The 24,467-nt window shown below is 54.5% G+C and carries 21 protein-coding genes and 1 other annotated feature; of the genes, 15 read left to right on the forward strand and 6 right to left on the reverse strand.

All coding sequences use genetic code 11. From position 1 onward, the window contains the following. The first annotated feature begins 469 nt into the window (after positions 1–469). The 4 genes from DWZ82_RS00235 (at position 470) to DWZ82_RS00250 (ending at position 5,718) form a co-directional block, all read left to right on the forward strand. Entirely contained in the window at positions 470–2,392 is a 1,923-nt protein-coding gene (locus tag DWZ82_RS00235; RefSeq protein ID WP_118477963.1) for an NAD(+) synthase, read from the forward strand. Between the two features lie 66 nt (positions 2,393–2,458). Then, positions 2,459–3,112 carry a VanZ family protein gene (locus tag DWZ82_RS00240; RefSeq protein ID WP_118477965.1) on the forward strand — a complete coding sequence of 218 codons (654 nt, stop codon included), beginning with the start codon at positions 2,459–2,461 and terminating at the stop codon, positions 3,110–3,112. Positions 3,113–3,218: 106 nt separating this feature from the next. After that, on the forward strand, positions 3,219–4,055 hold the full coding sequence (locus tag DWZ82_RS00245) for a prephenate dehydrogenase (protein ID WP_117488142.1): 837 nt from the start codon (positions 3,219–3,221) through the stop codon (positions 4,053–4,055). 262 nt (positions 4,056–4,317) lie between these two features. Further along, entirely contained in the window at positions 4,318–5,718 is a 1,401-nt protein-coding gene (locus tag DWZ82_RS00250; RefSeq protein ID WP_117751014.1) for a uracil-xanthine permease family protein, read from the forward strand. A 483-nt stretch (positions 5,719–6,201) separates the two neighbouring features. Here the strand turns inward: DWZ82_RS00250 and DWZ82_RS00255 are convergent, their stop codons facing one another. Beyond that, a complete protein-coding gene (locus tag DWZ82_RS00255; protein WP_243022847.1) occupies positions 6,202–6,819 on the reverse strand; it encodes a nucleotidyltransferase family protein in 618 nt (205 codons plus the stop codon). After that, positions 6,809–7,150, reverse strand: a complete 342-nt coding sequence (locus DWZ82_RS00260; RefSeq protein ID WP_117751015.1) for a winged helix-turn-helix domain-containing protein — start codon at positions 7,148–7,150, stop codon at positions 6,809–6,811. The genes DWZ82_RS00255 and DWZ82_RS00260 overlap by 11 nt, the downstream gene beginning before the upstream one ends. A gap of 138 nt (positions 7,151–7,288) precedes the next feature. On the opposite strand from DWZ82_RS00260, the gene DWZ82_RS00265 reads away from it, so the two are divergent. Genes DWZ82_RS00265 through DWZ82_RS00275 form a run of 3 tightly spaced genes read left to right on the forward strand, consistent with a single transcriptional unit; the run spans position 7,289 to position 10,830 of the window. Then, entirely contained in the window at positions 7,289–8,053 is a 765-nt protein-coding gene (locus DWZ82_RS00265) for an FAD binding domain-containing protein (protein WP_118477967.1), read from the forward strand. Between the two features lie 12 nt (positions 8,054–8,065). Then, positions 8,066–8,539, forward strand: a complete 474-nt coding sequence (locus DWZ82_RS00270; protein ID WP_118360063.1) for a (2Fe-2S)-binding protein — start codon at positions 8,066–8,068, stop codon at positions 8,537–8,539. After that, the gene (locus DWZ82_RS00275) at positions 8,536–10,830 is read left to right on the forward strand and encodes a xanthine dehydrogenase family protein molybdopterin-binding subunit (protein WP_118477969.1); all 2,295 of its coding nucleotides are present in this window, start codon (positions 8,536–8,538) and stop codon (positions 10,828–10,830) included. Before DWZ82_RS00270 ends, DWZ82_RS00275 begins: the two co-directional genes overlap by 4 nt. Positions 10,831–10,978: 148 nt before the next feature. Here DWZ82_RS00275 and DWZ82_RS00280 read toward each other — a convergent pair whose 3' ends face one another. Genes DWZ82_RS00280 through potA form a run of 4 tightly spaced genes read right to left on the reverse strand, consistent with a single transcriptional unit; the run spans position 10,979 to position 14,719 of the window. Beyond that, positions 10,979–12,016 (reverse strand): ABC transporter substrate-binding protein, encoded by a 1,038-nt coding sequence (locus DWZ82_RS00280; protein WP_118477971.1) that lies wholly within the window; start codon positions 12,014–12,016, stop codon positions 10,979–10,981. After that, the gene (locus tag DWZ82_RS00285) at positions 12,013–12,822 is read right to left on the reverse strand and encodes an ABC transporter permease (protein WP_243022848.1); all 810 of its coding nucleotides are present in this window, start codon (positions 12,820–12,822) and stop codon (positions 12,013–12,015) included. The genes DWZ82_RS00280 and DWZ82_RS00285 overlap by 4 nt, the downstream gene beginning before the upstream one ends. Continuing rightward, positions 12,819–13,670, reverse strand: a complete 852-nt coding sequence (locus DWZ82_RS00290; RefSeq protein WP_243022849.1) for an ABC transporter permease — start codon at positions 13,668–13,670, stop codon at positions 12,819–12,821. The genes DWZ82_RS00285 and DWZ82_RS00290 overlap by 4 nt, the downstream gene beginning before the upstream one ends. After that, positions 13,667–14,719 (reverse strand): spermidine/putrescine ABC transporter ATP-binding protein, encoded by a 1,053-nt coding sequence (gene potA / locus DWZ82_RS00295; protein ID WP_118477973.1) that lies wholly within the window; start codon positions 14,717–14,719, stop codon positions 13,667–13,669. Before potA ends, DWZ82_RS00290 begins: the two co-directional genes overlap by 4 nt. Positions 14,720–15,406: 687 nt before the next feature. Here potA and DWZ82_RS00300 point away from each other — a divergent pair. The 8 genes from DWZ82_RS00300 (at position 15,407) to pgsA (ending at position 24,117) form a co-directional block, all read left to right on the forward strand. Then, positions 15,407–16,327, forward strand: coding sequence for an FUSC family protein (locus DWZ82_RS00300; RefSeq protein WP_118477975.1), 921 nt, complete (start codon positions 15,407–15,409; stop codon positions 16,325–16,327). Between the two features lie 765 nt (positions 16,328–17,092). Next, positions 17,093–18,508: a cysteine--tRNA ligase gene (cysS, locus tag DWZ82_RS00305; protein ID WP_118477977.1), complete on the forward strand. Its 1,416-nt coding sequence runs from the start codon at positions 17,093–17,095 to the stop codon at positions 18,506–18,508. A gap of 342 nt (positions 18,509–18,850) precedes the next feature. After that, positions 18,851–20,236 (forward strand): citrate/2-methylcitrate synthase, encoded by a 1,386-nt coding sequence (locus DWZ82_RS00310; protein WP_118477979.1) that lies wholly within the window; start codon positions 18,851–18,853, stop codon positions 20,234–20,236. Between the two features lie 85 nt (positions 20,237–20,321). Further along, positions 20,322–20,699, forward strand: a complete 378-nt coding sequence (locus tag DWZ82_RS00315; RefSeq protein ID WP_118477981.1) for a hypothetical protein — start codon at positions 20,322–20,324, stop codon at positions 20,697–20,699. Positions 20,700–20,753: 54 nt separating this feature from the next. After that, positions 20,754–20,918, forward strand: a sequence feature (ribosomal protein L10 leader region). A 13-nt stretch (positions 20,919–20,931) separates the two neighbouring features. Next, complete coding sequence (gene rplJ / locus DWZ82_RS00320) at positions 20,932–21,498, forward strand: 50S ribosomal protein L10 (RefSeq protein ID WP_110435457.1); 567 nt, start codon at positions 20,932–20,934, stop codon at positions 21,496–21,498. 78 nt (positions 21,499–21,576) lie between these two features. Then, on the forward strand, positions 21,577–21,948 hold the full coding sequence (rplL, locus tag DWZ82_RS00325; protein ID WP_118360056.1) for a 50S ribosomal protein L7/L12: 372 nt from the start codon (positions 21,577–21,579) through the stop codon (positions 21,946–21,948). A gap of 165 nt (positions 21,949–22,113) precedes the next feature. Next, positions 22,114–23,448 (forward strand): 30S ribosomal protein S12 methylthiotransferase RimO, encoded by a 1,335-nt coding sequence (gene rimO / locus DWZ82_RS00330; RefSeq protein WP_118477983.1) that lies wholly within the window; start codon positions 22,114–22,116, stop codon positions 23,446–23,448. A gap of 6 nt (positions 23,449–23,454) precedes the next feature. Further along, entirely contained in the window at positions 23,455–24,117 is a 663-nt protein-coding gene (gene pgsA, locus DWZ82_RS00335) for a CDP-diacylglycerol--glycerol-3-phosphate 3-phosphatidyltransferase (protein ID WP_118477985.1), read from the forward strand. Positions 24,118–24,467: the final 350 nt, after the last annotated feature.

A 24,467-nucleotide genomic window follows, 5' to 3' on the forward strand; every position in this document is an offset into this window, starting at 1 on the left:
CGTAGGTGCCGTCCGTAATATCCAGATAAACGAGTTGCGCGACACGGGTATGTCGCGCCTGCGTGGAGTAGCCGATATGTGTAGCAGAATGGTATCTGACACTGCGTATAGGTAGAGAAATGGGCGCACACTGTGCGCCCCTACGGTAGAAAAGCTCCTCTGCCGTTCCCCGTTTCGAAGCGGTCGCCGGTCTCTGGTCTGCGTCAGATTAAGAAATAAAGGGAAACGGGAGTCAAGAGGGTAGAAACCGTAGGTGTCTACCCTTTTGCCCCCACGCCGTGGGTACGACGAACTCCCGCCGCCCGCAGGCGGTAACTCTTCGCTCGGAAACAACATACCGCTTGCGCGCTTCGCGTACCCAGTCTTGTGGGTGCACAAGTTTTCTTCTGAGGGCATTTCCCTTGCGTAAACGCGCAAAAAGAGGTATACTAACTCTATCTGGACTATTCCACTGGAAGGAGCATCACCGATGCGAGATGGATTTATCAAAATTGCCGCGGCAACGCCTGATCTGCACGTCGCGGACTGTGCATATAATACCTCTGAGATCGTAAAGCTGGCGAAGGAGGCCGCTGCCAAAGGCGCGAAGCTCATCACGTTCCCTGAGCTGTGCCTGACCGGCTATACCTGCGGCGACCTGTTTTTGCAGGAAACGCTGCTTGAGGGCGCGATGCAGGCGCTTGGTACCGTCTGCCGCGAGACCGCAGAGCTTGCGGCTGTCATCGTAGTCGGTCTGCCGCTGCGCGTGCGCGGTAAGTTGTACAATATGGCTGCTGTCGTAAACGCCGGTGACGTGCTGGCATTCGTGCCGAAAACCCATCTTCCGAACTACTCCGAGTTCTACGAGCAGCGCCATTTCGTATCGGCAGATGCGTTGGGTTCGATCGAGAGCGTAACGCTTACTGATACAGCCGGTGAGCCGCGCTATGTACCGATTGTGACCGACAGCATTTTTCAGTGCGATGAGCAGCCGCTGTTCACCTTCGGCGTAGAAATTTGCGAGGATCTGTGGGTGCCGAATCCGCCGTCTACTACGCTGGCGCAGATGGGCGCGCACATTATCGTCAACCTGTCTGCTTCGGATGAGATCATTGGCAAGGCAGGCTACCGCCGCGACCTTGTTCGTCAGCAGTCCGGCCGACTGCTGTGTGCGTACCTGTATGCAGATGCCGGTTTCGGTGAGTCCACGCAGGATCTTGTGTTCGCGGGTCACGACCTCATCGCGGAGAACGGCGCACTGCTGGCCGAGAGCAAAATGTTCACGCAGGGCATCATTTACGCGGATATCGACCTCCAGCGTCTGGCGCACGAGCGTCAGCGTATGAACACGTTCGAGTCTATCGAGGGCGGCGTGTTCTCGTTCTCGCTCGAGCCGGTGGAGAACGACCTTGCTGACCGTACATTCCCACGCACGCCGTTCGTTCCGGCGAACAAGGCACTGCGCGACGAGCGCTGTGAGGAGATTCTCACGCTTCAGGCAACCGGTCTGGCGACCCGTCTGCGCCATACGCACGCGAAAACGGCGGTCGTCGGCCTGTCCGGCGGACTGGATTCTACACTCGCGCTCATCGTGCTCGTACATGCGTTTGATATGCTCGAACTCGACCGCAAGGGCATTCTGGCTGTCACCATGCCGTGCTTCGGCACGACCGCCCGCACCAAGGGCAACGCAGAAAAGCTGGCGGAAGCCTACGGCGTTACGCTCAAGACCGTGGATATCAAGGCGGCGGTCGATCAGCATTTCATGGACATCGGCCAGTCCAAGGACGATCTGTCTGTCACCTTTGAGAACGGTCAGGCGCGCATGCGCACGCTGGTGCTGATGAATCTTGCCAACAAGAACGGCGGCATGGTGGTCGGCACGGGCGACCTGTCCGAGCTGGCGCTCGGCTGGGCGACCTACAACGGCGACCACATGAGCATGTACGGCGTGAACGGCTCTATCCCGAAAACGCTGGTGCGCTACCTTGTTGCCTATGAGGCAGACCGCACGCTCGGCGAGCTGTCCGACGTTTTGCAGGATGTGCTCGATACCCCGGTATCGCCCGAGCTGCTGCCGCCGAAGGACGGCGAGATCAGCCAGAAGACCGAGGACCTGGTCGGCCCGTATGAGCTGCACGACTTTTTCCTGTATTATATGCTGCGTTTCGGCTATCCGCCGCGCAAGATCTTCCGTGCTGCACACAAGACCTTCGAGGGCGTGTATGACGACGCGACCATCAAGAAGTGGCTGACGACCTTTATGCGCCGCTTCTTTACGCAGCAGTTCAAGCGCTCCTGCCTGCCGGATGGCCCGAAGGTCGGCACCGTAACGCTTTCGCCGCGCGGCGACTGGCGTATGCCGTCGGACGCAGTGTCCGCGCTGTGGCTCAGAGAAGCGGAGAGCCTGTAACAGAATTTTTGACATAGGGCGGGTACTCCCGCCCTATGATATTCCAATACAAAGGAGAATCTCCTTTTGAAGAATTTGATTCGCGGCATAGCGGTACTGCTGACAGCGGTATTTCTGTGCTTCAACATCTATTATGAGTTAGCACCCGGAATCACCGTTGCACCCGAGCAGAAATTCGTGTTTGCAGCGATTTTTGCGGTACTTTTGCGTGCTGCGCTGTTCTGCGGCGTGCCGGACAATACGCGTCCGACACGGCGGCGGTTGTACATGCTGGCGCTGTTTCTGTACTACATATGGGTGCTGCTGAATGTGCTGTTTTTCGATAACGCATTCGGGCGCGGCTTCGGCCATACCTCGCTCGATATGGTGAATCTGGAGCCGCTCCGTACGGTGAAAAATTACCTGCTGGCCTACGGCTACGGCAATATCTCGCTGCGGCTTGTGGTGCTCAATCTGGCAGGCAACCTGATCGCGTTTGCGCCGATGGGCGTATTTCTGCCCGCACTGTTCCGCTGGCAGAGAAGCATTTTCTTCTTCACGGCGTCGCTCACGCTGAGCATCACGGCAGTGGAGGTGCTGCAGGTGTACACCGGAACGGGCTCGTGCGATGTGGATGATCTTATCCTCAATCTCGCGGGTGCGCTGCTCGTTTTTATCGTGTGCAGAGTGACACCGCTTTGGCACCGGATTTGCAGCGTTAATCCAAGACCGAAGAAATGATGAAATGACAACCGACTGCAAGCGCAGTCGGTTTTTCATTGACAAACCCTGTCTGCCGTTATAAACTTTAATTGAATAAAAAACAAAAGACAGGGGGAATCCATTCATGTTTGATACCGTACTCATCGCCGGTCTGGGCCTGATGGGCGGCTCGATGGCGAAAACCATCAAGGCGCGCACACTCAGCCGCGTTTTAGGCTGGAACCGCACGCGCGCGACCGCAGAGCAGGCACTGGCTGACGGCTCAATTGACGCGATTGCGACTGAAGCGCTGTACAAGGAGGCTGACCTTGTTATCATTGGTCTGTACCCGCAGGCAACGGTGGACTGGCTGCTCGAGAACATGCCGAAGATGAAAAAGGGCTGCGTGATCGTCGATATGGTCGGCGTCAAGCAGTTTATGGTCGATCATCTGGAACAGGCGGCGCTTGACGCCGGTGTGCACTACGTCGGCGGTCACCCGATGGCGGGCCGTGAGTTCTCCGGTCTGGATTTTGCCCTGTCGACCCTGTTTGACGGTGCGAGCATGATCTTTGTGCCGACCAAGAGCAGCACCGAGCGTGTGCTTGAGCAGCTGGAAGCGTACTTCATGTCGCTCGGCTTCGGTCAGACCGTGCGCTGCACGGCGCAGCAGCACGATCACATGATCGCGTTTACCTCGCAGCTGGCGCATGTGGTTTCCTCGGCGTACATCAAAAGTCCGGAGGCGGACAAGCACAACGGTTACTCGGCGGGCAGCTACAAGGATCTGACGCGTGTTGCCAAGCTGAATGAGACCATGTGGAGCGAGCTGTTCCTGTGCAACGCAGAGCCGCTTGCGCAGGAGATTGATGAGGTCATCAAGCACCTTGACGAATACCGCAAGGCCATCCGTGCAGGAGACCGCGAGGAACTGACCATTCTGCTGAGAGACGGACGTGAGCGCAAGGAAAGACTGGGTTAATCAGGAATTCGGAACGATACGAAAGGGACAATGCCTGTGTGCGTTGTTCCTTTCCTTTTGCGCGGATTCGGGAAATTGTTAAGGAAACAGGTCGCAGAACGTAAATTTTTGCGCATACCTCCAAAATCCTGCAACTGTCCGCGCAATCCATTTACATAGGAATTTGTTTTTGTTATAATTTATTTGCATGAAATCAGAAAGTGTTTTGCTAAGGGGAATGAATGGCACGGCACTTTACAGGACAACACAAAGGAGTGTGGGTATGCAAGAGAAAATTTCTATGGACGCGGCGCACGATTTTGAGGCAAAAATGCCTCTATCGCGCAAGATTCCGCTGGGACTGCAGCACGTTTTTGCGATGTTCGTCGGCAACCTGACGCCGCTGCTCATCATTATGGGTGCGTGCGGCATTGCAGGCGGCGAGTTCGCGGACCTGCAGGTAAGCGTTCTGCAGAACGCGATGTTCGTAGCCGGCGTGGTAACGTTGGTGCAGCTGTTTTCCATCGGCCCGATCGGCGGCAAGGTGCCGATCATCATGGGTACAAGCTCGGGCTTTATCGGCGTGTTCAACAGCGTTGCAGCTACCATGGGCGGCGGTGTAATTGCGTATGGCGCGATTATGGGCGCGTCCATTCTCGGCGGTCTGTTTGAAACCGTTCTCGGCTTCTTCCTCAAGCCGCTGCGCAAGTTTTTCCCGGCGGTCGTTACCGGCACGGTCGTGCTGAGTATCGGTCTGTCGCTGATCTCGGTCGGCATCAATTCCTTCGGCGGCGGCAACTCTGCGAAGGATTTCGGCTCGATGGAAAATCTGCTGCTGGCGCTGTTCGTGCTGGTGGTTATTCTGGTCGTCAAGCACGGCTGCAAGGGCTTCCTTGGCTCGTCCGCGATCTTTGTCGGCATTATTGCAGGCTACATTGCGGCAATCATCATGGGTTTTGTTCTGCCGACCACCGCAGTTGACGCGGACGGTGTAGAATTCACCAAGGCATGGGTACTCAACTGGGACAAGGTAGCACAGGCCGGCTGGTTTGCCATCCCGAAGCTGATGCCGGTCAAGCCGGTGTTTGATCTGCGCGCCATCCTGCCGGTGCTGGTTATGTTTATTGTTACCGCAGTCGAGACCGTCGGCGATATTTCGGGCGTTATGGAAGGCGGCATGGGCCGTGAGGCAACCGACAAGGAGCTGTCCGGCGGCGTAGCCTGCGACGGTATCGGTTCGTCGTTTGCGGCGCTGTTCGGCGTACTGCCGAATACCTCGTTCAGCCAGAACGTAGGCCTTGTTACCATGACCAAGGTTGTCAATCGCGGTGCCCTGTCCGTCGGCGCAATCTTCCTCATTTTGTGCGGCCTGATTCCGAAGCTGGGCGCGATCGTGTCCATTATGCCGCAGTCCGTGCTCGGCGGTGCGGCTGTTATGATGTTCTCGTCCATCGTTATCAGCGGTATTCAGCTGATCACCAAGGAGGAGATGACGCCGCGCAACCTGACCATCGTGTCGGTTGCTCTGGGTGTCGGCTACGGCATGGGTGCCAATATGACCATTCTGGCACAGGCGCCGCAGGCGGTTCAGCTGATTTTCGGCGGTTCCGGTATCGTACCGGCAGCGTTTGTTGCGATTCTGCTGAATATCGTGCTCCCGAAGGATAAGAAAACCGAAGCATAATGCAAAACCCCGGAAAGAAGTTCTTTCCGGGGGTTTGAGACTGTCGAAAAACTAACGTTTTCCGAGCAGTCTCTCGCTCGAAACCACGCTTTCGAGCGAATTCCGAAGAAAAACCGCGCCCTGACGGGCACATTTTTTCTTCCCTTGTATAAATTCCGAGATACATGCTCCCGGAATTTATGAATTTGCTTCGCAAATTCTATTTTATGCGTGCTGCCGCACGAAGCGTAAAAATTAAAATAATACTTTTTTGACAGACTGAAACCCCGGAAAGAAGTTCTTTCCGGGGTTTTTAACTGCGAATGGAGAATTTAGGATGGAAAATGATTGTAACGGTCAACCATTCGCCATTCCGATTGAGAGAGGCGTAAAATGATACTGTAGGGTGCGACGACCTCGGCGCACCGTGTAAACCGACTGCACAAACGTAACCGCAGGGGCGCACAAGGTGCGCCCATGTAATGTCACATCAAATGGTTGGCATTACCGATAAAATGAATCGTTTTGAAAAATCATTTTTAATTCTGCGAGAACGTCCGGCGTATCCGCGTCCATCAATTCCGCCGGATGCTTTACGGGAAACAGCGCAACCTGTTCCGCATGCCGTTTGACAACTACGCCGCCGCCCTTGCCTTCGGGAAGAGAACGCAATTCCTCAAAATAATCCGCGCCGAACAGCACGGGACTGCCCGGCGTACCGCTTTGCGGTTCGCATAGACGAAAAATCCGTGATCGTTTCCTCGGTTGCACACAGAACGCCGACACCATACCGCAGAGCGTTTTCCTCGTCAGCAGCGGCTGATCACCCGGCAGAAACACGCAGCCGGACATGGCAGGAAACCGCGGCAGCAGGTACTCCAGTCCAAGCCGCACGGTGTCGCTGCGAAGTGGATGGGCATGGTGCAGGACGGGAATGCCGTATTTTTCACACAATGCCTGCACCTCGGTTGAGCGGGTAACGACTACGCGGTGCAACCCCTCTGTCACGGCAAACGCACGGCAGAGCAGTGGTTTTCGGTCGAATTCGGCAAGCAGCTTGTTGGAGCCAAACCGTTTTGCCAGTCCGGATGCCATGATCACACATCCGATTTCACGTTTCATCGGGGAAAAACTGCGGATAGAGCTGTTTTCCTGCCTGTTTGCAGGCGTCACGATACTGCTCATAGCGATAGAGAAACTCCTTTGCCTCGTCGGTGAGTACGCTGCCGCCGCCTCCTTTGCCGCCGATTTTGCGCTCGGTGAGCGCAAAACCGAGCACCTGCTCAGCATGACGAACGAGTCCGAGCGCCTTGGTGTATGCCATCTGCATAGACTGCGCGGCGGCGCGAAGCGATCCGGTCTGCTCGATGGCATGCAGCAGGCGGCACGGTCCCTCACCGAAAAAGCGCTCGCCGTCCTCATCGAACAGCATCACGCGGATATTTGGCTGCATGGCGGCTCCTTTCCCACAACTTTTTCTTTTCCGTTGTATTTTGATATTCACAACGGCATTATAGCAGATTTTGTGGTAAAATAAAAGTAGTATACTGAAAAGATAACACATTCCCCTGAAAGAGAGAGGATATAACGTATGTTGACGATACGGGAATACAAAAAAGCCGAGTCGCTCGAGGAAGCGTATACGCTCAACCAGAAAAAGTCCAACCGCGTGATCGGCGGCATGATCTGGCTCAAAATGGAGACGCTGAATGTCGGCACGGCAATCGACCTGTCCGGTCTGGGACTGGACACTATCGAGGAGACCGACACCGAGTTCCGGATCGGTGCAATGGCCTCGCTGCGCGCGCTGGAGCTGCACGAAGGACTGGCAGCCTACACGAACGGTGCGATGCGCGAGTCTGTGCGCCATATTGTCGGCGTGCAGCTGCGCAATCTTGCGACGGTCGGCGGCAGCCTGTACAGCCGGTTCGGCTTTTCCGATGTGCTGACCATGTTCCTCGTGCTGGATGCACAGGTAGAGCTGTACAAGGGCGGCATTGTGCCGCTTTCCGAGTACGCCGAAAGACCCAAGGACCGCGATATTCTGGTGCGCGTGATCGTTCCCAAGCGAAAGGCGAAGTTCAATTACCAGTCTGTGCGCATCAGCCAGACCGATATTCCGGTGCTGACCTGTGCGTCCGTCAAGGACGAAAACGGCTACCGGTTCGCCATCGGTGCCCGTCCGGCACGCGCACAGATTTATGCACAGCCTGTGGATAGAACGGCAGAGCAGATGGCAGAAGTCGTTCGGGCGGAAATTAAGACCGGCAGCAGTCTGCGCGGCAGTGCGGAGTACCGCAGACACCTCGCGGGTGTGCTGGTGCGCCGTGCGGCACAGGCGCTCGATGCAGAGTAAGGGGGAACGGATATGCTGATCACAATGACATTGAATGGAAAGAAAGTAGCAGACGATGTGGCGGCGGATACGCTGCTCATCGACTTTGTGCGGGGGCATGGCTGCCTGAGCGTCAAGCGCGGCTGTGAGACTGCAAACTGCGGTCTGTGCACCGTATTTATGGACGAAAAGCCGGTGCTGTCTTGCTCGGTGCTGGCAGCGCGTGCAAGCGGACATACGATCACGACCTTGGAGGGCTTGCAGGGCGAAGCCGCCGAATTCGGCGCGTTCATCGCGGATCAGGGGGCGGAGCAGTGCGGCTTCTGCAATCCCGGCTTTATGATGAACGCGATCGCGCTGTTCCGCGAAAAGCAGGACCCGACCGACGAGGAGATCAAGGAATATCTGGCGGGCAACCTGTGCCGCTGCTCGGGATATGAGGGACAGCTGCGCGGTATCCGCGCATATCTCGACTGGAAAAAGCAGAGAGAGGAGGACGCACAGTGAAGGTAGTCAATCAGCCGCTCCGTAAAAAGGATGCAATGCAGCTTGTGACCGGTCAGCCGGTGTATGTGGACGATGTAACGCCGCGCGACTGCCTGTGCGTCAAGCTGCTGCGCTCGCCGCACGCGAACGCCATCGTCAAGTCTATCAACAAGACCGCCGCGATGAAAGTCCCCGGCATGGAGGCCATCTTCACCTGGGAGGACGTAGACCAGAACGGCCGCCGCTACACGCAGGCTGGCCAGACTTATCCGGAGGCGAGTCCGTATGACCGCCTTGTTATCGACCGTCATGTGCGCTTTGTCGGTGATGTGGTTGCCATCCTTGCCGGTGTGGACGAAAAATGCGTGGATAAGGCAATGAAGCTGGTCAAGGTGGAGTACGAGGTGCTCGAACCGGTGCTCGATTTCCACACGGCAAAGGACAATCCGGTGCTTGTGCATCCGGAGGACAACTGGGAGAGCCTTGCGCCGGTCGGCGCGGATAACAGGCGCAACCTGTGCGCGCATGACGAGTGCGGCAACGGTGATATCGATGCGGTCCTCGCGGACTGCGATGTTGTTATCGACCGCGTGTACCACACGCAGGCATGTCAGCAGGCGATGATGGAAACCTTCCGCACCTACTGCGAGATCGACACCTACGGCCGTCTGCACATCATCAGCTCAACGCAGATCGTGTTCCACACTCGCCGAATCGTGGCGAACGCACTGCATATCCCGAAAAGCAAGGTGCGCGTCACCAAGCCGCGTATCGGCGGCGGCTTCGGCGCCAAGCAGACCGCAGTCAGCGCGGTGTATCCGGCGTTTGTCACCTGGATGACCAAGAAGCCGTCCAAGATCATCTTCAGCCGCGTGGAGAGCCAGATTGCATCTTCGCCGCGCCACGAGATGGAAATGCACGTCCGTCTGGGCGCAAACAAGGACGGCATCGTGCGCGGCATCGACCTGCACACGCTGTCCAACACCGGCGCGTATGGCGAGCACGGCCCGACAACGGTCGGTCTGTCCGGTCATAAGTCGATTCCGCTGTACGGCAAGGCCGAGGCGTTCCGCTTTACGAGCGACGTTGTGTACACCAATCACATGTCGGCGGGCGCGTACCGCGGCTATGGCGCGACGCAGGGCCTGTTCGCGGTGGAGAGCGCGGTGAACGAGCTGGCGAACATTCTCGGCATGGACCCGTTCAAAATCCGTGAGATGAATATTACGCACGAGGGTGAGATTATGCCCGCGTACTATGGTCAGCTGAACACAAGCTGTGCGCTCGATCGCTGTCTGGCGCGCGTGCACGACATGATCGACTGGGATAACAAGTATCCGTGCCGGGATATGGGAAACGGCAGGATTCGTGCGGTCGGCATGGGCATGGCAATGCAGGGCTCGGGCATCACGAGCATGGACGTCGGCAGTGCGACGCTCAAGGTCAACGATGAGGGCTTCTACACGCTGCTCATCGGCGCGGCGGATATGGGCACCGGCTGTGATACCACGCTTGCGCAGATCGCGGCAGAGGTACTTGAGTGTCCGCTTGACAACATTACCACGCTGAGTGCGGACACCGACTGGTCGCCGTATGATTCCGGCTCGTATGCCTCGAGTACGACCTACGTCACCGGCAAGGCGACCGAGAAGTGCGCGCTCGAGCTGCGCGGCAAAATCTGTGCGCTCGGCGCAAAGCTGCTCGGCTGCGATAAGGAGCAGGTCAGCTTCGACGGCAGGGAAGTCCGCGTAGAGGAAGGCGAAAATGCAGGCAAGACCATTAGCCTGAGTGATATTGCGACGGCTTCCATGAACGGCAACAGCATCGAGCTGCAGGCGACGGTTACGCATTCGTCCGAGATTTCGCCTCCGCCGTATATGGTCGGTGCGGCTGAGATCGAGGTGGATACCGAAACCGGCGAGGTAACTCTGCTGGATTACGCTGCGGCGGTGGACTGCGGTACGCCCATCAACCCGAACCTGACGCGCGTGCAGGCCGAGGGCGGCATTGCGCAGGGCATCGGCATGACGCTGACTGAGAGCGTTACCTATGATGACCGCGGCTATCCGATGGAGAATTCGCTTTTCCAGTATAAGATTCCTGCACGCGTGGATATCGGCAAGATTCGCGTGGAATTCGAGAACAGCTACGAGGGCGAAGGCCCGTTCGGCGCAAAATCCATCGGCGAGGTTGTTATCAATACACCGCTGCCGGCGATTTCGGATGCAATCCGAAATGCCGTAGGCAAGCGGTTCTATGAGCTTCCCATCACACCGGAAAAGATTGCGATGGCAGCGATGGAGAAGAAATAAGCATGCAAAAAGAACGTATCCGATCGGATACGTTCTTTTTTACTGTAAAATTGGGGACAGAGTGGAGAGTTGAGAGTGAAGAGTGGAGATTATCCGATGGTTTGCCTTGGATGCGAATCCATCGGTTACAATATCTTCACTCTTTTTCTCACGTTAAGATATCAACCCACAAATCATTATAGTACTGGTTGATTTCCGTCGGCAGATTGGTATACGCCTCAGTCGGATACTGCGTAATATCCGGGAAATACAGCGGGTCGCTGGTGATTTCCTCGTCCAGTTCGTTATAGACCTCGGTCTGCGGACTGGAATAGCCGATGTACTCCCAGTTTGCCATCGCCGCCTCGGTCGAGCACATGAAGTTGATGAACTTTTCCGCGCCCGAAACGTTCTTCGCGTTCTTCGGGATGCACATGGCATCTACAAACAGGTTGGTGCCCTCCTTCGGAACGTAGAATGCGAGATCGGGATTTTCGTCTATCATGGTGACGGCATCGCCATTATAGTACGGTGCAGCCACAATTTCCTCACTCGGCAGCTTTTCGAGGATCTGGTCCATCCAGATGCCCTGATACACCGGCTTCCCGGCGATAATGAGGTCGGCTGCCTGCCGAAGCTCGTCCTTGTCGGTGGTGTTGAGCGAATAGCCAAGGTACATCAGCGCAATGCCGAGCGCATCACGCGAGTTGTTGAACATCGCGGTGCGGTTGGTGTATTTGGGGTTCCACAGCAAATCCCACGAGCCAATATCCGCTTTATTGACGTACTTGGTGTTGTACACGATGCCGACCACGCCCCAGGTATAGGGCACGGAATACTTCTGCTCCGGATCGAAGTCCAGATGGGTGTATTTCTCATCGATCAGCTTCGTGTTGGGAATGTGGTCGTAGTTGAGCGGCTGGAGCATATCCTCGTCGATAAAGCGCGAAATCGCGTAGTCGGACGGGATAATGACATCGTAGCTCGTGGTCTGGATGCGCGAATACAGGTTTTCGTTGGAATCGAAGGTGTTGTAGATAACCTTGATGCCGGTTTCCTCTTCGAACTGGTCGATGAGGTCGGTGTCGATGTACTCACCCCAGTTGTATACGTTGAGCACCTCTGCCGAGGACGCATTGCCGCAGCCGGAGAGAAGCCCGGCGCACATCGTGCCGCACAGCAGCAGGGAAAGCATACGTTTTTTCACGGCTGCATCGCTCCTTTCCGGCGGGCGGCCTCGCGGCGCTTTTCGTCGCGGGACTGGCGCATATTGATGACGATGAGCAGCGCCAGCACGATCAAAAACAGAATAGTCGAGATGGCGTTGATCTTCGGTGTCATGCGGTGGCGCGTCATGGAGTAGATAACGACTGACAGCGGCTGACTGGTCGTGCCGGCGGTAAAGTAGGACACCACAAAATCGTCGATTGACATGGTGAACGCCATGATAGCGCCCGTGACGATGCCCGGCATAATCTCGGGCAGGATGACCTTGCGCAGCGCCTGATGCGGCGTAGCGCCAAGGTCGAGCGCGGCTTCATAGGCGTTTTTGTCCAGCTGGCGCAGCTTGGGCATGACGTTGAGAACGACATACGGTGTGCAGAACGTAACATGTGCGAGGATAAGCGTCAGATAGCCCTTGTCCAGACCGATGGCGGCGAACAGCAGCATGAACGTCACGCCCATGATGGTATCCGAGGAGGACATCGGGATGTTGTTGACGGTCAGGTAAGCCGCCTTGGCTCTGCGGCTCATGTTGTGGATGCCGATGGCGGCAATCGTGCCGAGCACGGTTGCAATCACGGCAGCGGCAACAGCCACGAGCAGCGTGACATACAGTGAATGAAGAATATCCGCATCGCGGAACAGCTCGACATACCAGCGGGTGGTAAAGCCGTTCCACAGGCGGCGCGACTTGGAATCGTTGAACGAGAAGATCATCAGCACAACGATAGGCGCGTACAGGAACAGGAAAATCAGCAGCAGATAGAAGTTTTTGAAAAACTTTTTCACAGCAGCAGACCTCCTTCCTCGGAGGAGCCGTCATCGAACTTGTTCATGATCCACATACAGATAAAGATGAGAATGATCATCACGAGCGCGATAGCCGAGCCGAGGTGCGGGTTGTACGCACCGCCCATGAACTGCAGGTCGATCAGGTCACCGACGAGAAGATTCTTGCCGCTGCCGAGCATCTGCGAAATAACGAAGGTGGAGACAGACGGCACAAATACCATTGTAATGCCGGAAATCACACCGGGAATGCTCAGCGGGAAGATGACGCGGCGGAATACCAGATGGGTCGGCGCGCCGAGGTCCTGCGCGGCTTCGATCAGCTTGCGGTCGAGCTTGATGAGAACGGTATAGATCGGCAGCACCATGAACGGCAGAAAGTTGTACACCATGCCGAGCACGATAGCGCCCTGCGTGTTGATGAGCGGGATATAATCCAGCGAATAGCCGAAATGGCTCTGCAGGAAGGATATTAAGCCGATGGAACGGAAAAACTGGTTGATAAAGCCGTTGTTCTCCAGAATGGACATCCATGCGTAGGTGCGGAGCAGAAAGTTGATCCACATCGGCAGCATAATCAGCATCATGCACAGGCTTTGGCGGCTGGCGGACAGGCGGCTCATCAGATACGCCATCGGGTAGCCGAGCACGAGGCACACCACCGTTGAGAGAAACGCCAGCCAGAACGACCGTCCGAAAATCGGCAGGTAGCCGGGCAGATAGCTGAAATTATGCAGGGTAAAGCCGCCGTCCGCATTGTGGAACGCATAGACCACGACCATCAGAATCGGGGCAAGGATAAATACGGCGAGCCATACGCCGTAGGGATAGGCAAAGGACTTTTTCACGCCTGCGCCTCCGCACTCTTGTGCATGATGTGGATGTCAAACGGAATGACGGACAGACCGACCGTCTTGCCGACCGACTCCGCCATGGTGGAATGCACCATGAAGGTGAAGAATTGGGTGCGAACCATCATCTCGTAGTGCACGCCCTTGAATACGATGGACTCAACAACGCCCTGCAGCAGACCGTCACCGGCGTAAACGATTTTAAGATCCTCCGGACGGATAACGACATCGACCGGCGCATTCCGGCCGAAGCCCTTGTCCACGCACTCGAAGGTGCGGCCGCAGAACTCGACCTTGCAGTCCTCGAGCATCACGCCGTCAATGATATTGGATTCGCCGATGAAATCCGCAACAAAGGCGTTGACCGGCTCGTTGTAGATATCGGTCGGGCTGCCGACCTGCTGGATAACGCCGTGGTTCATAACGACAACGCGGTCACTCATCGTCAGCGCTTCTTCCTGGTCGTGTGTGACGTAGATAAAGGTGATGCCGGTGCGCTGCTGAATACGCTTCAGCTCGATCTGCATGTCCTTGCGCAGCTTGAGGTCGAGGGCGCCGAGCGGCTCGTCGAGCAGCAGCACACGCGGCTCGCATACCAGCGCACGCGCGATGGCAACACGCTGCTGCTGACCGCCGGAAAGACTGGTCACATCGCGGTTTTCAAAGCCGCGCAGACCAACCAGCTCGAGCATTTCTGCGGTTTTGCGCTTGATGTCTGCGCGGTCCAGCTTTTTGATGTGCAGACCGAATGCAATATTCTCCGCAACATTCAGGTGCGGGAACAGCGCATAGCGTTGGAATACGGTGTTGATCTCGCGCTGATACGGCGGTACGTCGTTCAGGCGCTTGCCGTCGAAGAATACATCGCCGGAATCCGGCTGCTCAAAGCCGCCGATGATGCGCAGTGTGGTCGTTTTGCCGCAGCCGGACGGACCGAGCAGGGTCACGAACTCGCGGCGCTTGATGGACAGCGAAATGCCGCGCAGCACAGGCGTTCCGTCAAATTCTTTTTTCAGGTTTTGCAGATCGACCAGATTTTGATTCAATCCTCATCACTCTCCCAAAACAGTCAGCAGCCCCAAACCGAGCGGGTCAGGCTCGGTTTGGGGTCGCGCTGTATCTATATTGTAGCAAATAATTTTTATCATATAAATAGTATAGGGAAATGCCGTAAAAGTCAAGGTGATACGCAGATTCTGCTCGCAAAAAAGCAGGGAAATTCGAGGGGAGGATGCTCGGTTTGGAGGATTTGCCAGCTTTGTTATGTAAAACGTACAAGCTGAAATGGTTTGATTTGTACACTTCGCAAACAGATGGTGTTAAATGTGCACAAAAAGATGGCGCTTAGATTGGTGAAGATTCATAAAATATGGCTCTTGTAACAGAGGCGGTTATCGTGTATTATAATACCTGTGATCAGGAAATGATCCAAACACAAAAACGTAATTTAGTCATTAACTTTTAAGGAGTTGTATATATCATGATGAAGGGTTTCTTTAATGGTCTGGTAAGCGCACGCATGATGGAGCTGGATAACGGCCGTTCTTTCTCTAAGGCTCGCAAGGCAGAGCGCACTGCTAAGTAAGCGGTAATCAAACCGAATTTATAAAGGCTTCCCGGAACAGATGGCCGGGAAGCCTTTTTCTTTGTGTGACAGGATTGTGTTGGCTTTTACCGATAGAATGTGGTACACTTAAAAACATACGGTATTCAGGGGTAAAGGGGATAGGACGTTGCAGTTTATCAAACGGTTTCGGGTAGGTCAGCGTGCCATCAAGACTGCGGTATCGGTCGGTCTGGCGCTTGCACTGGCGATGGTGCTGGGTTCTAGCCTGCCTATTTTTGCAGCTATTGGTGCGATCTCGGTGATGAGCCGTACCTGGGTGGATTCACTCAAGGAGAGCCTTAATCAGATAGCGGGTACATTTCTCGGCTATCTGATCGCATGTGTGTTTGTTACCGTGCTGCCCAATCCAACGTTTTTCGTGTGGATGGCGCTCGGCGTGCTGTGTGTGATTTCACTGTGTATCGGTCTCAAGCTGAATTTTGCGATTCCGTTGGCGAGCATTGTGTTTGCGGATGTGTGCCTGTATACCGGCGGAGATTCAATCGTGTACGGTTTCCACCGATTTACCGATACACTGGTCGGTCTGGTGGTGGCGCTGCTCGTCAATGTGGTGATTCGGCCGTATAACAACCGCCAGAAGATCATCAATACGATGGATGAGATTCAGAAAATGTTTCTGCCGCTGCTGCAGTCGCGTGTGCTCGAGCATCGTTATCCGGATCTGACGCCGCTGACTGAGAAAATGACCTCGCTTGCGTCCGAGCTGCGTATTTTCGAGAAGCAGCCGGTAGCGCTGTGGCAGCATGCCGTGCGTGTTGCCGCCCGACGGCAGGAGGCCGCCTATCTGCGCGGCTGCGAGCAGCTGCTTGCCAAAATGTGCGGTGAGCTGGCGGCGCTGTGCAATATGGACTCCAATCCGGCACCCGGAAAGGAGAGTATAGAGCGGCTGGAGGCACATGGTCTTACCGCGCCGGAAAACCTTAAGGATTACTGCCGGTGCTCGCCGGTGGATGCACAGGTTATGGATTTTCATATCGGCAATCTGCTCGATGCGTATGATTTTCTGACCGCGTTTCATCATGTGTAAAAATATACCGCAGGTGCACGAACTGTTAAAATCGTGCACGCTGCGGTGTTTTTATAGTCATACAGCGCATAGACAAAATACGCCTTAATCTGCTATACTGTTGTTTAAGGATATATACACGCTGTTTTTGTATGGCGGTCAGCCCTTTCTTTCCCCGCGGTCTGCGGTGGAAAGGAGGTAGGCGCAGATGAAGAAGAAAGCACTTCAGCTTTTTATTTGTGCGGTCATTGTACTGTACATTTTCTTCGTAAAAGCGCGATGACCGCTCGGCTGGTCCCCGAACGGTCATTAGCATAAAACTTTTGATTCGATAAAGGGCTGACTGCATAGACAGCGTCCCTGTATATCCATAGTATACCGCGGAAAGCGCTGTTCGTCAAGATGGTGCTCTCTGCGGTGTATTTAATTTTGCGGAAAGCTATGGTCTGCACCGGTCGGCTTGACTTCTCCTCATAAAATGGTTATAATAAAATCATTATAATCGTTATTCATGCGATGACGCAGGAAAAGTAACCGGCTCGCCTTGCGCGAAAGAGAGAAGCTCCTCGGCTGAAAGGGCTTTGCGCGGGAAACGGTGAAGTGCGCCTGCCGAGCAACAGGGTCAAACGCCCTGCGGAAAGTGCCCGTTACCGCACTGCACGAGCGAAAAATCGGAGTGGAACCGCGTTTGTACGCCTCCCGAGGGAAGAATATCCCGTGGGAGGCTTTTTTATTCCCGAAACTCCGCATAGTTTTCCTGAAAACCATCAAAAGGAGATAAAAATCATGAAACTCTACAACACGCTGACCCGTCAGAAGGAGGAATTCGTTCCGATCACGCCGGGCGAGATAAAGATGTATTCCTGCGGTCCGACGGTATACAACTATTTCCATGTCGGCAACGCACGTCCGTTCATCATTTTCGATCTGCTGCGCCGTTACTTCGAGTACCGCGGCTACAAGGTTGAGTTCGTTCAGAACTTCACCGACATTGACGACAAGGTAATCAACAAGGCGAACGAGGAAGGCGTGGACTTCAACACCATCGCTGAGCGTTATATTAAGGAATATTTCGTTGATGCACAGGGTCTGGGCGTCAAGAAGGCGACCGTGCACCCGCGTGCGACCGAGACCATGGACGCTATTATTGATATTGTTGAGCGCCTGATCGAGAACGGCCACGCTTACGTTGCTGAGAACGGCGACGTATACTTCCGCACCAAGTCCTTCCCGGAGTACGGCAAGCTGTGCCACCAGCCGATGGAGGAACTGCAGGCCGGTGCCCGCATCTCGGTCGGCGAGGTCAAGGAAGATCCGATGGACTTCGCGGTCTGGAAGGCTGCAAAGCCGGGTGAGCCGGCTTGGGATACGCCGTGGGGCAGCAAGGGCCGCCCGGGCTGGCATATTGAGTGCTCGGCTATGGCGAACAAGTACCTCGGCAAGACCATCGACATCCATTCCGGCGGTCTTGATCTGATTTTCCCGCATCACGAGAACGAGATCGCACAGTCCGAGTGTGCAAACGGCTGCACCTTCGCGCATTACTGGCTGCACAACGGCTTCCTGACCATCGACAATGAGAAAATGTCCAAGTCCAAGGGCAACTTCTTCATGGTCCGCGACGCAGCAAAGCAGTTCGGCTATGAGACCATCCGCATGTTTATGCTGAGCGCGCACTACCGCACTCCGCTTAACTACTCCGCTGAGTCGCTTGAGATGAACAAGGCCTCCCTTGCCCGTCTGTACGAGGCCCGCAATAATATGGAGTTCCGCATCGAGAAGGCATCCGGCGACACCATGACCGCCGAGGAGACCGAGAAGCTGGAGGCTCTTAAGGGCTACAAGCAGAAGTTCATCGACGCAATGGACGACGACCTGAACACCGCTGACGCACTGTCCGCTATCTTCGAGCTGACCCGTGAGATCAATGCGTACAACGGTGCACATCAGGATGCCACCAAGGCATTCCTGACCGCAGCGCATGATCTGTTCATGGAACTGACCGGTGTGCTCAATCTGGTGCAGAACCGTGACGATGCGGTTGATCCGGACGCAGAGAAGATCGAGGAGCTGATCGAACAGCGCGCCGCAGCTAAGAAGGAGAAGAACTTCGCTGAGGCAGACCGTATCCGCGGTGTGCTGGCTGATATGGGCGTTACCATTAAGGATACCCGTCAGGGCACGCAGTGGAGCCGCAATTAAATCGCAAATCCTGACTATTTGATAGAGAAAGTCCTCTGTTCGTGTGTGGATAGAGGACTTTTTGCGTGTTTCCGCACGGGCAGAGCATCTTGCTGACGCAGCCCGCGTGTACCGGTCAACCGGTGCTAAGGCAACACTACAGGCGACTTTTTCGCTTCAAATTGATAAAATCTTTGCACGCTGCAAATAAAAATCTTGCGTGATATCAGGATGAACAAGCGGAAAACCTGCAAAAAAGCGGTTTTTGTCGGTTTATACAAGTGTCGTTGATTGACATTTTTGCAGGATTGCGGTACAATATATTCATTATCTGATTTATTGGGACGGAAAGGAGAAGGCGGAATGACGATTCAGCCTGATTATGTAAAGGAAGAACTTTTGCATGAACTGAGTGAGAGCTTTCGTATGCACAACCAGCTCCCACCCGATCTGTTTACGCGCTACCGCATCAAGCGCGGCTTGCGTAACGCGGACGGTACCGGTGTTCTGGTCGGTGCTTCTCATCTGGGCAATGTACACGGTTATATCGTCAATGAGGGCGAGCGTGAGCCGATCGAAGGCCGCCTGACCTATCGCGGATATAATGTATATGACCTGATTCACGGTCTGGAGCAAGAAAACCGCTTCGGCTTTGAGGAAATCGGTTATCTGCTTATGTGCGGCAAGCTGCCGAGCCGCCGTCAACTGGCGGAATTTCAGCATACCATTGGTCTGGAGCGTGCCCTGCCGGACAACTTCACCGAGGATATGATCATGCGTGCGCCGAGCCGCGACATCATGAACAAGCTGGCAAGCGCAACGCTGGCACTGTATTCCTATGATGCGAACCCGGATGAAACCACGGTCGAGAACATCATGCGTCAGGGCATCAGCCTGATGGCTAAGTTCCCGGTTATCATTTCGCACGCGTATCAGGCAAAACGCCGCTACTTTGATAATGATTCCATGTTCCTGCATGTGCCGGATTCAAACCGTTCGACCGCAGAGAATATTCTGCACCTCATCCGTCCGACCGGCGAATTCAACGATGACGAGGCTAAGCTGCTCGACCGCTGTCTGATCCTGCACGCCGAGCATGGCGGCGGTAACAACTCGTCTTTCACCGTGCGTGTTACTTCTTCGTCCGGTACGGATACCTATTCGGCGATCGCGGCTGCGGTTTCCTCGCTGAAGGGCCCGCGCCACGGCGGTGCAAACCTGCGCGTCGTCAAGCAGTTTGAGGAGATGAAGGAGAATATCCACAACTGGAAGGATGAGACCGAGGTCGGCAATTATCTGCGTAAGATTTTGAATAAGGAAGCCGGTGACGGCTCCGGCCTGATCTACGGCATGGGCCATGCGATTTACACCTTGAGCGACCCGCGTGCCGTTGCACTGAAGAAGGCTGCTCGTCCGCTGGCGGAAAAGACCGGCTATTCGGACGAGATGGATTTGATCGAGCTGGTAGAAAAGCTGACGCCGGGTGTCTTTGCCGAGATCAAGGGCAGCGACAAGCCGATGTGTGCGAACGTCGATATGTATTCCGGCTTTGTTTACAAAATGCTCGGACTGCCCAAGTCGCTGTATACGCCGCTGTTCGCTACCGCGCGTATTGTCGGCTGGATGGCACACCGCCTTGAGGAAGTTACCACCGGCGGTAAGATCATCCGTCCGGCGTATAAGCCTGTTGCGAAGAATATCGAGTATGTTAATATTGATGAGCGGAATGACGGTCCGATCAACGACTGATTTTTAATTAGTAATCAGTAGTTAGTAATTGGAGTGGAGGGTATAGTGCTCTCCGCTCTATTTATATTGTGCAGAGGATAATTATATGGGAATGCTCAGCTTAGCAGATATCCTATTAACAGATGCGCAGGTATCTTATAAAGAAAACCGCATTATTATATATTTTAAGGTGAATGCGGAAGTGAACCTGGCGTTCAAGGAGCACATCCAATCGCTGTATAACAGATTTATAAAGCAGGAAACCATTCTGGTGACTATTGAGGAACATTCCTTTGAATCTCATATTATTTCACTGGCCAGTGCTGCGTTTCCGGAGGAATATGTATCGGATGATCCCGTTGAACGGCTTATGTGCGGCGATGAATTTACCCTTACAGTTGAAAACGATGGCAGTATCCCTGCTGATGCTGCGGAACAGGGGACAGCGAAAGCCGGTTTCGCACCGCTAATCCTAAAGAACTGATATTTGATAAATTTTTTTTTGAAAAAAAGTGTTGACAACCCGCTCTATATGCGTTATACTAAATGAGCTTGGTCAAAGACAGCTGGCGCCGCAAGGCTTAAATGGCGATTTGTTCGCCGCCCGCCGAGGTCAACACGGACATGCTTATTATCATATTTGATTATGTTTTCTGTGTACCCTCCCTGTGTCTTTGCACCGGGAGGGTATTTTTATTTTACAGGAGGTGAAAATGATGCCGAACGCAAAGATTCTGGAAGAGAAGAAGGCTCTGGTCGCTTCCCTGGTAGAGAAGATCAAGAATTCTCCGGCAGGTGTACTGGTCGACTACAAGGGCATCAACGTAGAGGATGATACCAAGCTCCGCAAGCAGCTCCGTGAAGCTGGCGTTGAGTATGCTGTCATCAAGAACACTCTGATCCGCTTTGCAGCTAAGGAACTGGGTTTTGACGAGCTGGATGCGTGCCTGCACGGTACCACCGCTCTGGCAATCTCCACCACCGACGACGTTGTCGCTCCGGCGAAGATCCTGGCTGACTTTGCTAAGACCCACGAGAACTTCACCCTGAAGGCTGGTTACCTGGAAGGTAAGGCCATCGGTGAGGACGAGGTCAAGAAGCTGGCTGCTATGCCGAGCAAGGAAACCCTTATCGCTCAGGTACTGTACAGCTTCAACTACCCCATTATGCAGCTCGCTATTGCTTGCGATGCTATCGTTAAGAAGGCAGAGGGCAATGAGGAAATGAAGGTTGCTGAACTGGTAGCCCCGAAGGAAGCTGCAGCAGAAGAAGCTGCTGAGTAATTTCCCCGCACTGACTGATTTATTCGGTCAGGAACACATTTTAACTTAAAAATTATCTAAAATTGGAGGTTTAATCCCATGACTATCGCTGAGATTATGGAAGCTGTAAAAGAGCTCAAGGTTATGGAGCTCTCTGAGCTGGTAAAGGCTCTCGAGGAAGAATTTGGCGTATCCGCTACGCCGGTAGCTGTTGCAGGTGCTGTAGCAGGCGGCGACGGCGCAGCTGCTGCTGACGCTAAGACCGACTTCGACGTAGTTCTGGTTGACGCTGGCTCTTCCAAGATCAACGTTATCAAGGCTGTTCGCGAGATCACCGGCCTGGGCCTGAAGGAAGCTAAGGAGAAGGTTGACTCCGCTCCGCAGACCATCAAGGAGGCTGCTCCGGAGGCTGAGGCTAACGAGATCAAGGAGAAGCTCGAGGCTGCTGGCGCTAAGGTTGAGCTGAAGTAAGGTTTCCTTACCGAACCAACTGCTTGCAATCAAGCAATTCCAAAGACGCAGAGTGTTTGCTCTGCGTCTTTTTCTATGCCAAATTTTCCGCAGTCAGTGGTGACAAACCCGAAATTGTGCGGTATAATAAAATAGAATAATAATGTGGACAAGAAGGAGAATCTCATGCCGAAATTAGGACTTATTTCGCTCGGCTGCGCGAAAAACCTCGTGGACAGCGAGCACATGCTGGCCCGGCTGCGGGACGCAGGCTGGGAGATCACCGAGGATATGACCGAAGCAGACGTTGGCGTTGTCAACACCTGCGGCTTCATCGAAGCCGCTAAGACCGAGGCTATCGAAACCATTCTGGAGACCGCCCAGAATAAGCAGACCGGCAATATGAAGGGCTTGGTCGTGACCGGCTGTCTGGTGCAGCGCTATGCTGACGAGATGCGCGCTGAGCTGCCCGAGATCGACGTATTCTGCGGAACGGGCAGCTATGATAACATCGTGGACGCGGCCAATGCGGCGCTCAAGGGTCAGCAGGCGGCGTACATGGCAGATATGACCTCTGCTGCACTCGACGGCAGCCGCGACCGCCTGACACCGTCCTACACCGCATACTTTAAGATTGCGGAGGGCTGCTCGAACACCTGCGCGTACTGCATCATCCCCAAGCTGCGCGGACGTTACCGTAGCCGTGAGATGGCATCACTGCTCGAGGAAGCGCGTGCACTCTCTGACGCAGGCGTTAAGGAGCTCATCGTCATCGCGCAGGACATCACCAAGTACGGTATGGACCTGCCCGAGCACAAGCGTCTGCTGCCCGAGCTGCTGCGCGAGCTGTGCAAGATGGACTTTACCTGGATTCGTCTGCACTATCTCTATCCCGACCAGATTACGGACGAGCTGATCGACGTGATTGCGGATGAGCCGAAAATCGTAAAGTATCTGGATATTCCGCTGCAGCATGTCTCTAAGCGCATTCTGCGTGCCATGCACCGTCCGGGTGACGGCGCGGAATTTACCAGGCTGATCGAGAATATGCGCGAGCGTATTCCGGGTCTTGTACTGCGTACAAGCCTGATCGTCGGTCTGCCGGGCGAGACCGAGGACGAGTTTGCCGAGCTGTGTGAGTTCCTGCAGAATGTCGGCATTGAGCGTGTCGGTGTGTTCGAGTATTCGCCGGAGGAAGGCACGGAGGCCGCAGAGCTGCCCGACCAGATCGACGACGAGACCAAGCAGAACCGCCGTCTGATCGTCGAAGAGCTGCAGTCCGGTGTGCTCGACGACTACAATACCTCCCGCCACGGTGAGGTCATGCAGGTGCTCTGCGAGGGCTTTGACGAGGAGCAGGGCCTGTGGTATGGCCGTACCTACGCGGATTCGGTCGAGGTAGACGGCCACGTCTACTTTGACGCGGCGGATAACGAACCGGCGGAAGGCGAGTTCGTGTCCGTTCTCATCACCGAAAGCCTTGGACCCGACCTACTCGGTGTCCGTCAGAAGGAGGCATAATTTCCTATGACAACCGCAAATAAAATCACGCTGACCCGCATTGCGATGATTCCGTTTTTCATCTATTTTGCGGCGCAGCCCATGCTGAATACAGCGGAATATACACGCGGCATTTATCCGTTCCCGACCTGCACGCTGATTGCGCTCATTCTGTTCTGTGTAGCCTCGTTTACCGACTTTCTGGACGGTTATGTGGCGCGAAAGTACAATCAGGTGACGGATTTCGGCAAGTTTGTTGACCCGCTCGCGGACAAGCTGCTCGTGGCCTCTGCGCTCATCCTGTTCGTAGAGCAGAAGGCGATGGCAGGCTGGATGGTCTGCGTTATCCTCGCGCGTGAGCTGATCATCACGTCTCTGCGCGTGGTTGCAGCCAATAAGGGCCGCGTGCTCGCCGCAACGTGGACGGGTAAGGTCAAAACCTGTGTGCAGATTGGCGGCATCATCGTCATTTATCTGTATTATATCATCATGGGTGCGCTGGCAAACGGTATCGCCTTCGCGGACGGCGATGGTGTTACCGCTGTTATGTTCATCCCTCATGCGAATGGTATGCCGCTGCTGCTGACTATCGTCGGCTGGGTGGTAACGCTGGTTACCATTTACTCCGGCTATGATTATCTCAAGAAGAACTGGGATCTCATCAAGGACGGCGCGGTAAAGGCAAAGTAAAACCGCATACTGTTTCAGCCTCAGAGGTGCACTTCGGTGCACCTCTTTTTTATTATTTTCTCTGGTGCGGGAACAGGATAAATGTGAAAATCTTCTTATTTTGAAAGACTTTTCTACGCTAAATCGGTATTCGTTCAAGGTGTGCAAACGCACACATCCGGCTCTGTGCAAGCTGTACAAGAGGGAGAATAAAAGAGTAATTTTTGTATAGAACAGAGTTACACAGTGCATTGTGACATAACCCATTCACGGCTATAATATAGTCAAACGAACGAAAACACCGAAAGTTAAAACCAAACAAAAACTTCTGGTAAATCGTGAAAAGAGTATGTCTAAGACTTAAATGTCAA

Origin of the sequence: Butyricicoccus sp. AF35-5AC (genome assembly GCF_003477715.1) — a bacterium.
Taxonomy (GTDB): domain Bacteria; phylum Bacillota; class Clostridia; order Oscillospirales; family Butyricicoccaceae; genus Agathobaculum; species Agathobaculum butyriciproducens.

What these genes read in the sequence shown, in the direction of transcription:
- DWZ82_RS00235 (WP_118477963.1), top strand. Translation starts at nt 470, where the DNA reads ATGCGAGATGGATTTATCAAAATTGCCGCGGCAACGCCTGATCTGCAC.
- DWZ82_RS00245 (WP_117488142.1), top strand. Translation starts at nt 3,219, where the DNA reads ATGTTTGATACCGTACTCATCGCCGGTCTGGGCCTGATGGGCGGCTCG.
- DWZ82_RS00250 (WP_117751014.1), top strand. Translation starts at nt 4,318, where the DNA reads ATGCAAGAGAAAATTTCTATGGACGCGGCGCACGATTTTGAGGCAAAA.
- DWZ82_RS00255 (WP_243022847.1), bottom strand. Translation starts at nt 6,819, where the DNA reads ATGAAACGTGAAATCGGATGTGTGATCATGGCATCCGGACTGGCAAAA.
- DWZ82_RS00260 (WP_117751015.1), bottom strand. Translation starts at nt 7,150, where the DNA reads ATGCAGCCAAATATCCGCGTGATGCTGTTCGATGAGGACGGCGAGCGC.
- DWZ82_RS00265 (WP_118477967.1), top strand. Translation starts at nt 7,289, where the DNA reads ATGTTGACGATACGGGAATACAAAAAAGCCGAGTCGCTCGAGGAAGCG.
- DWZ82_RS00270 (WP_118360063.1), top strand. Translation starts at nt 8,066, where the DNA reads ATGCTGATCACAATGACATTGAATGGAAAGAAAGTAGCAGACGATGTG.
- cysS (WP_118477977.1), top strand. Translation starts at nt 17,093, where the DNA reads ATGAAACTCTACAACACGCTGACCCGTCAGAAGGAGGAATTCGTTCCG.
- DWZ82_RS00310 (WP_118477979.1), top strand. Translation starts at nt 18,851, where the DNA reads ATGACGATTCAGCCTGATTATGTAAAGGAAGAACTTTTGCATGAACTG.
- DWZ82_RS00315 (WP_118477981.1), top strand. Translation starts at nt 20,322, where the DNA reads ATGGGAATGCTCAGCTTAGCAGATATCCTATTAACAGATGCGCAGGTA.
- rplJ (WP_110435457.1), top strand. Translation starts at nt 20,932, where the DNA reads ATGCCGAACGCAAAGATTCTGGAAGAGAAGAAGGCTCTGGTCGCTTCC.
- rplL (WP_118360056.1), top strand. Translation starts at nt 21,577, where the DNA reads ATGACTATCGCTGAGATTATGGAAGCTGTAAAAGAGCTCAAGGTTATG.
- rimO (WP_118477983.1), top strand. Translation starts at nt 22,114, where the DNA reads ATGCCGAAATTAGGACTTATTTCGCTCGGCTGCGCGAAAAACCTCGTG.
- pgsA (WP_118477985.1), top strand. Translation starts at nt 23,455, where the DNA reads ATGACAACCGCAAATAAAATCACGCTGACCCGCATTGCGATGATTCCG.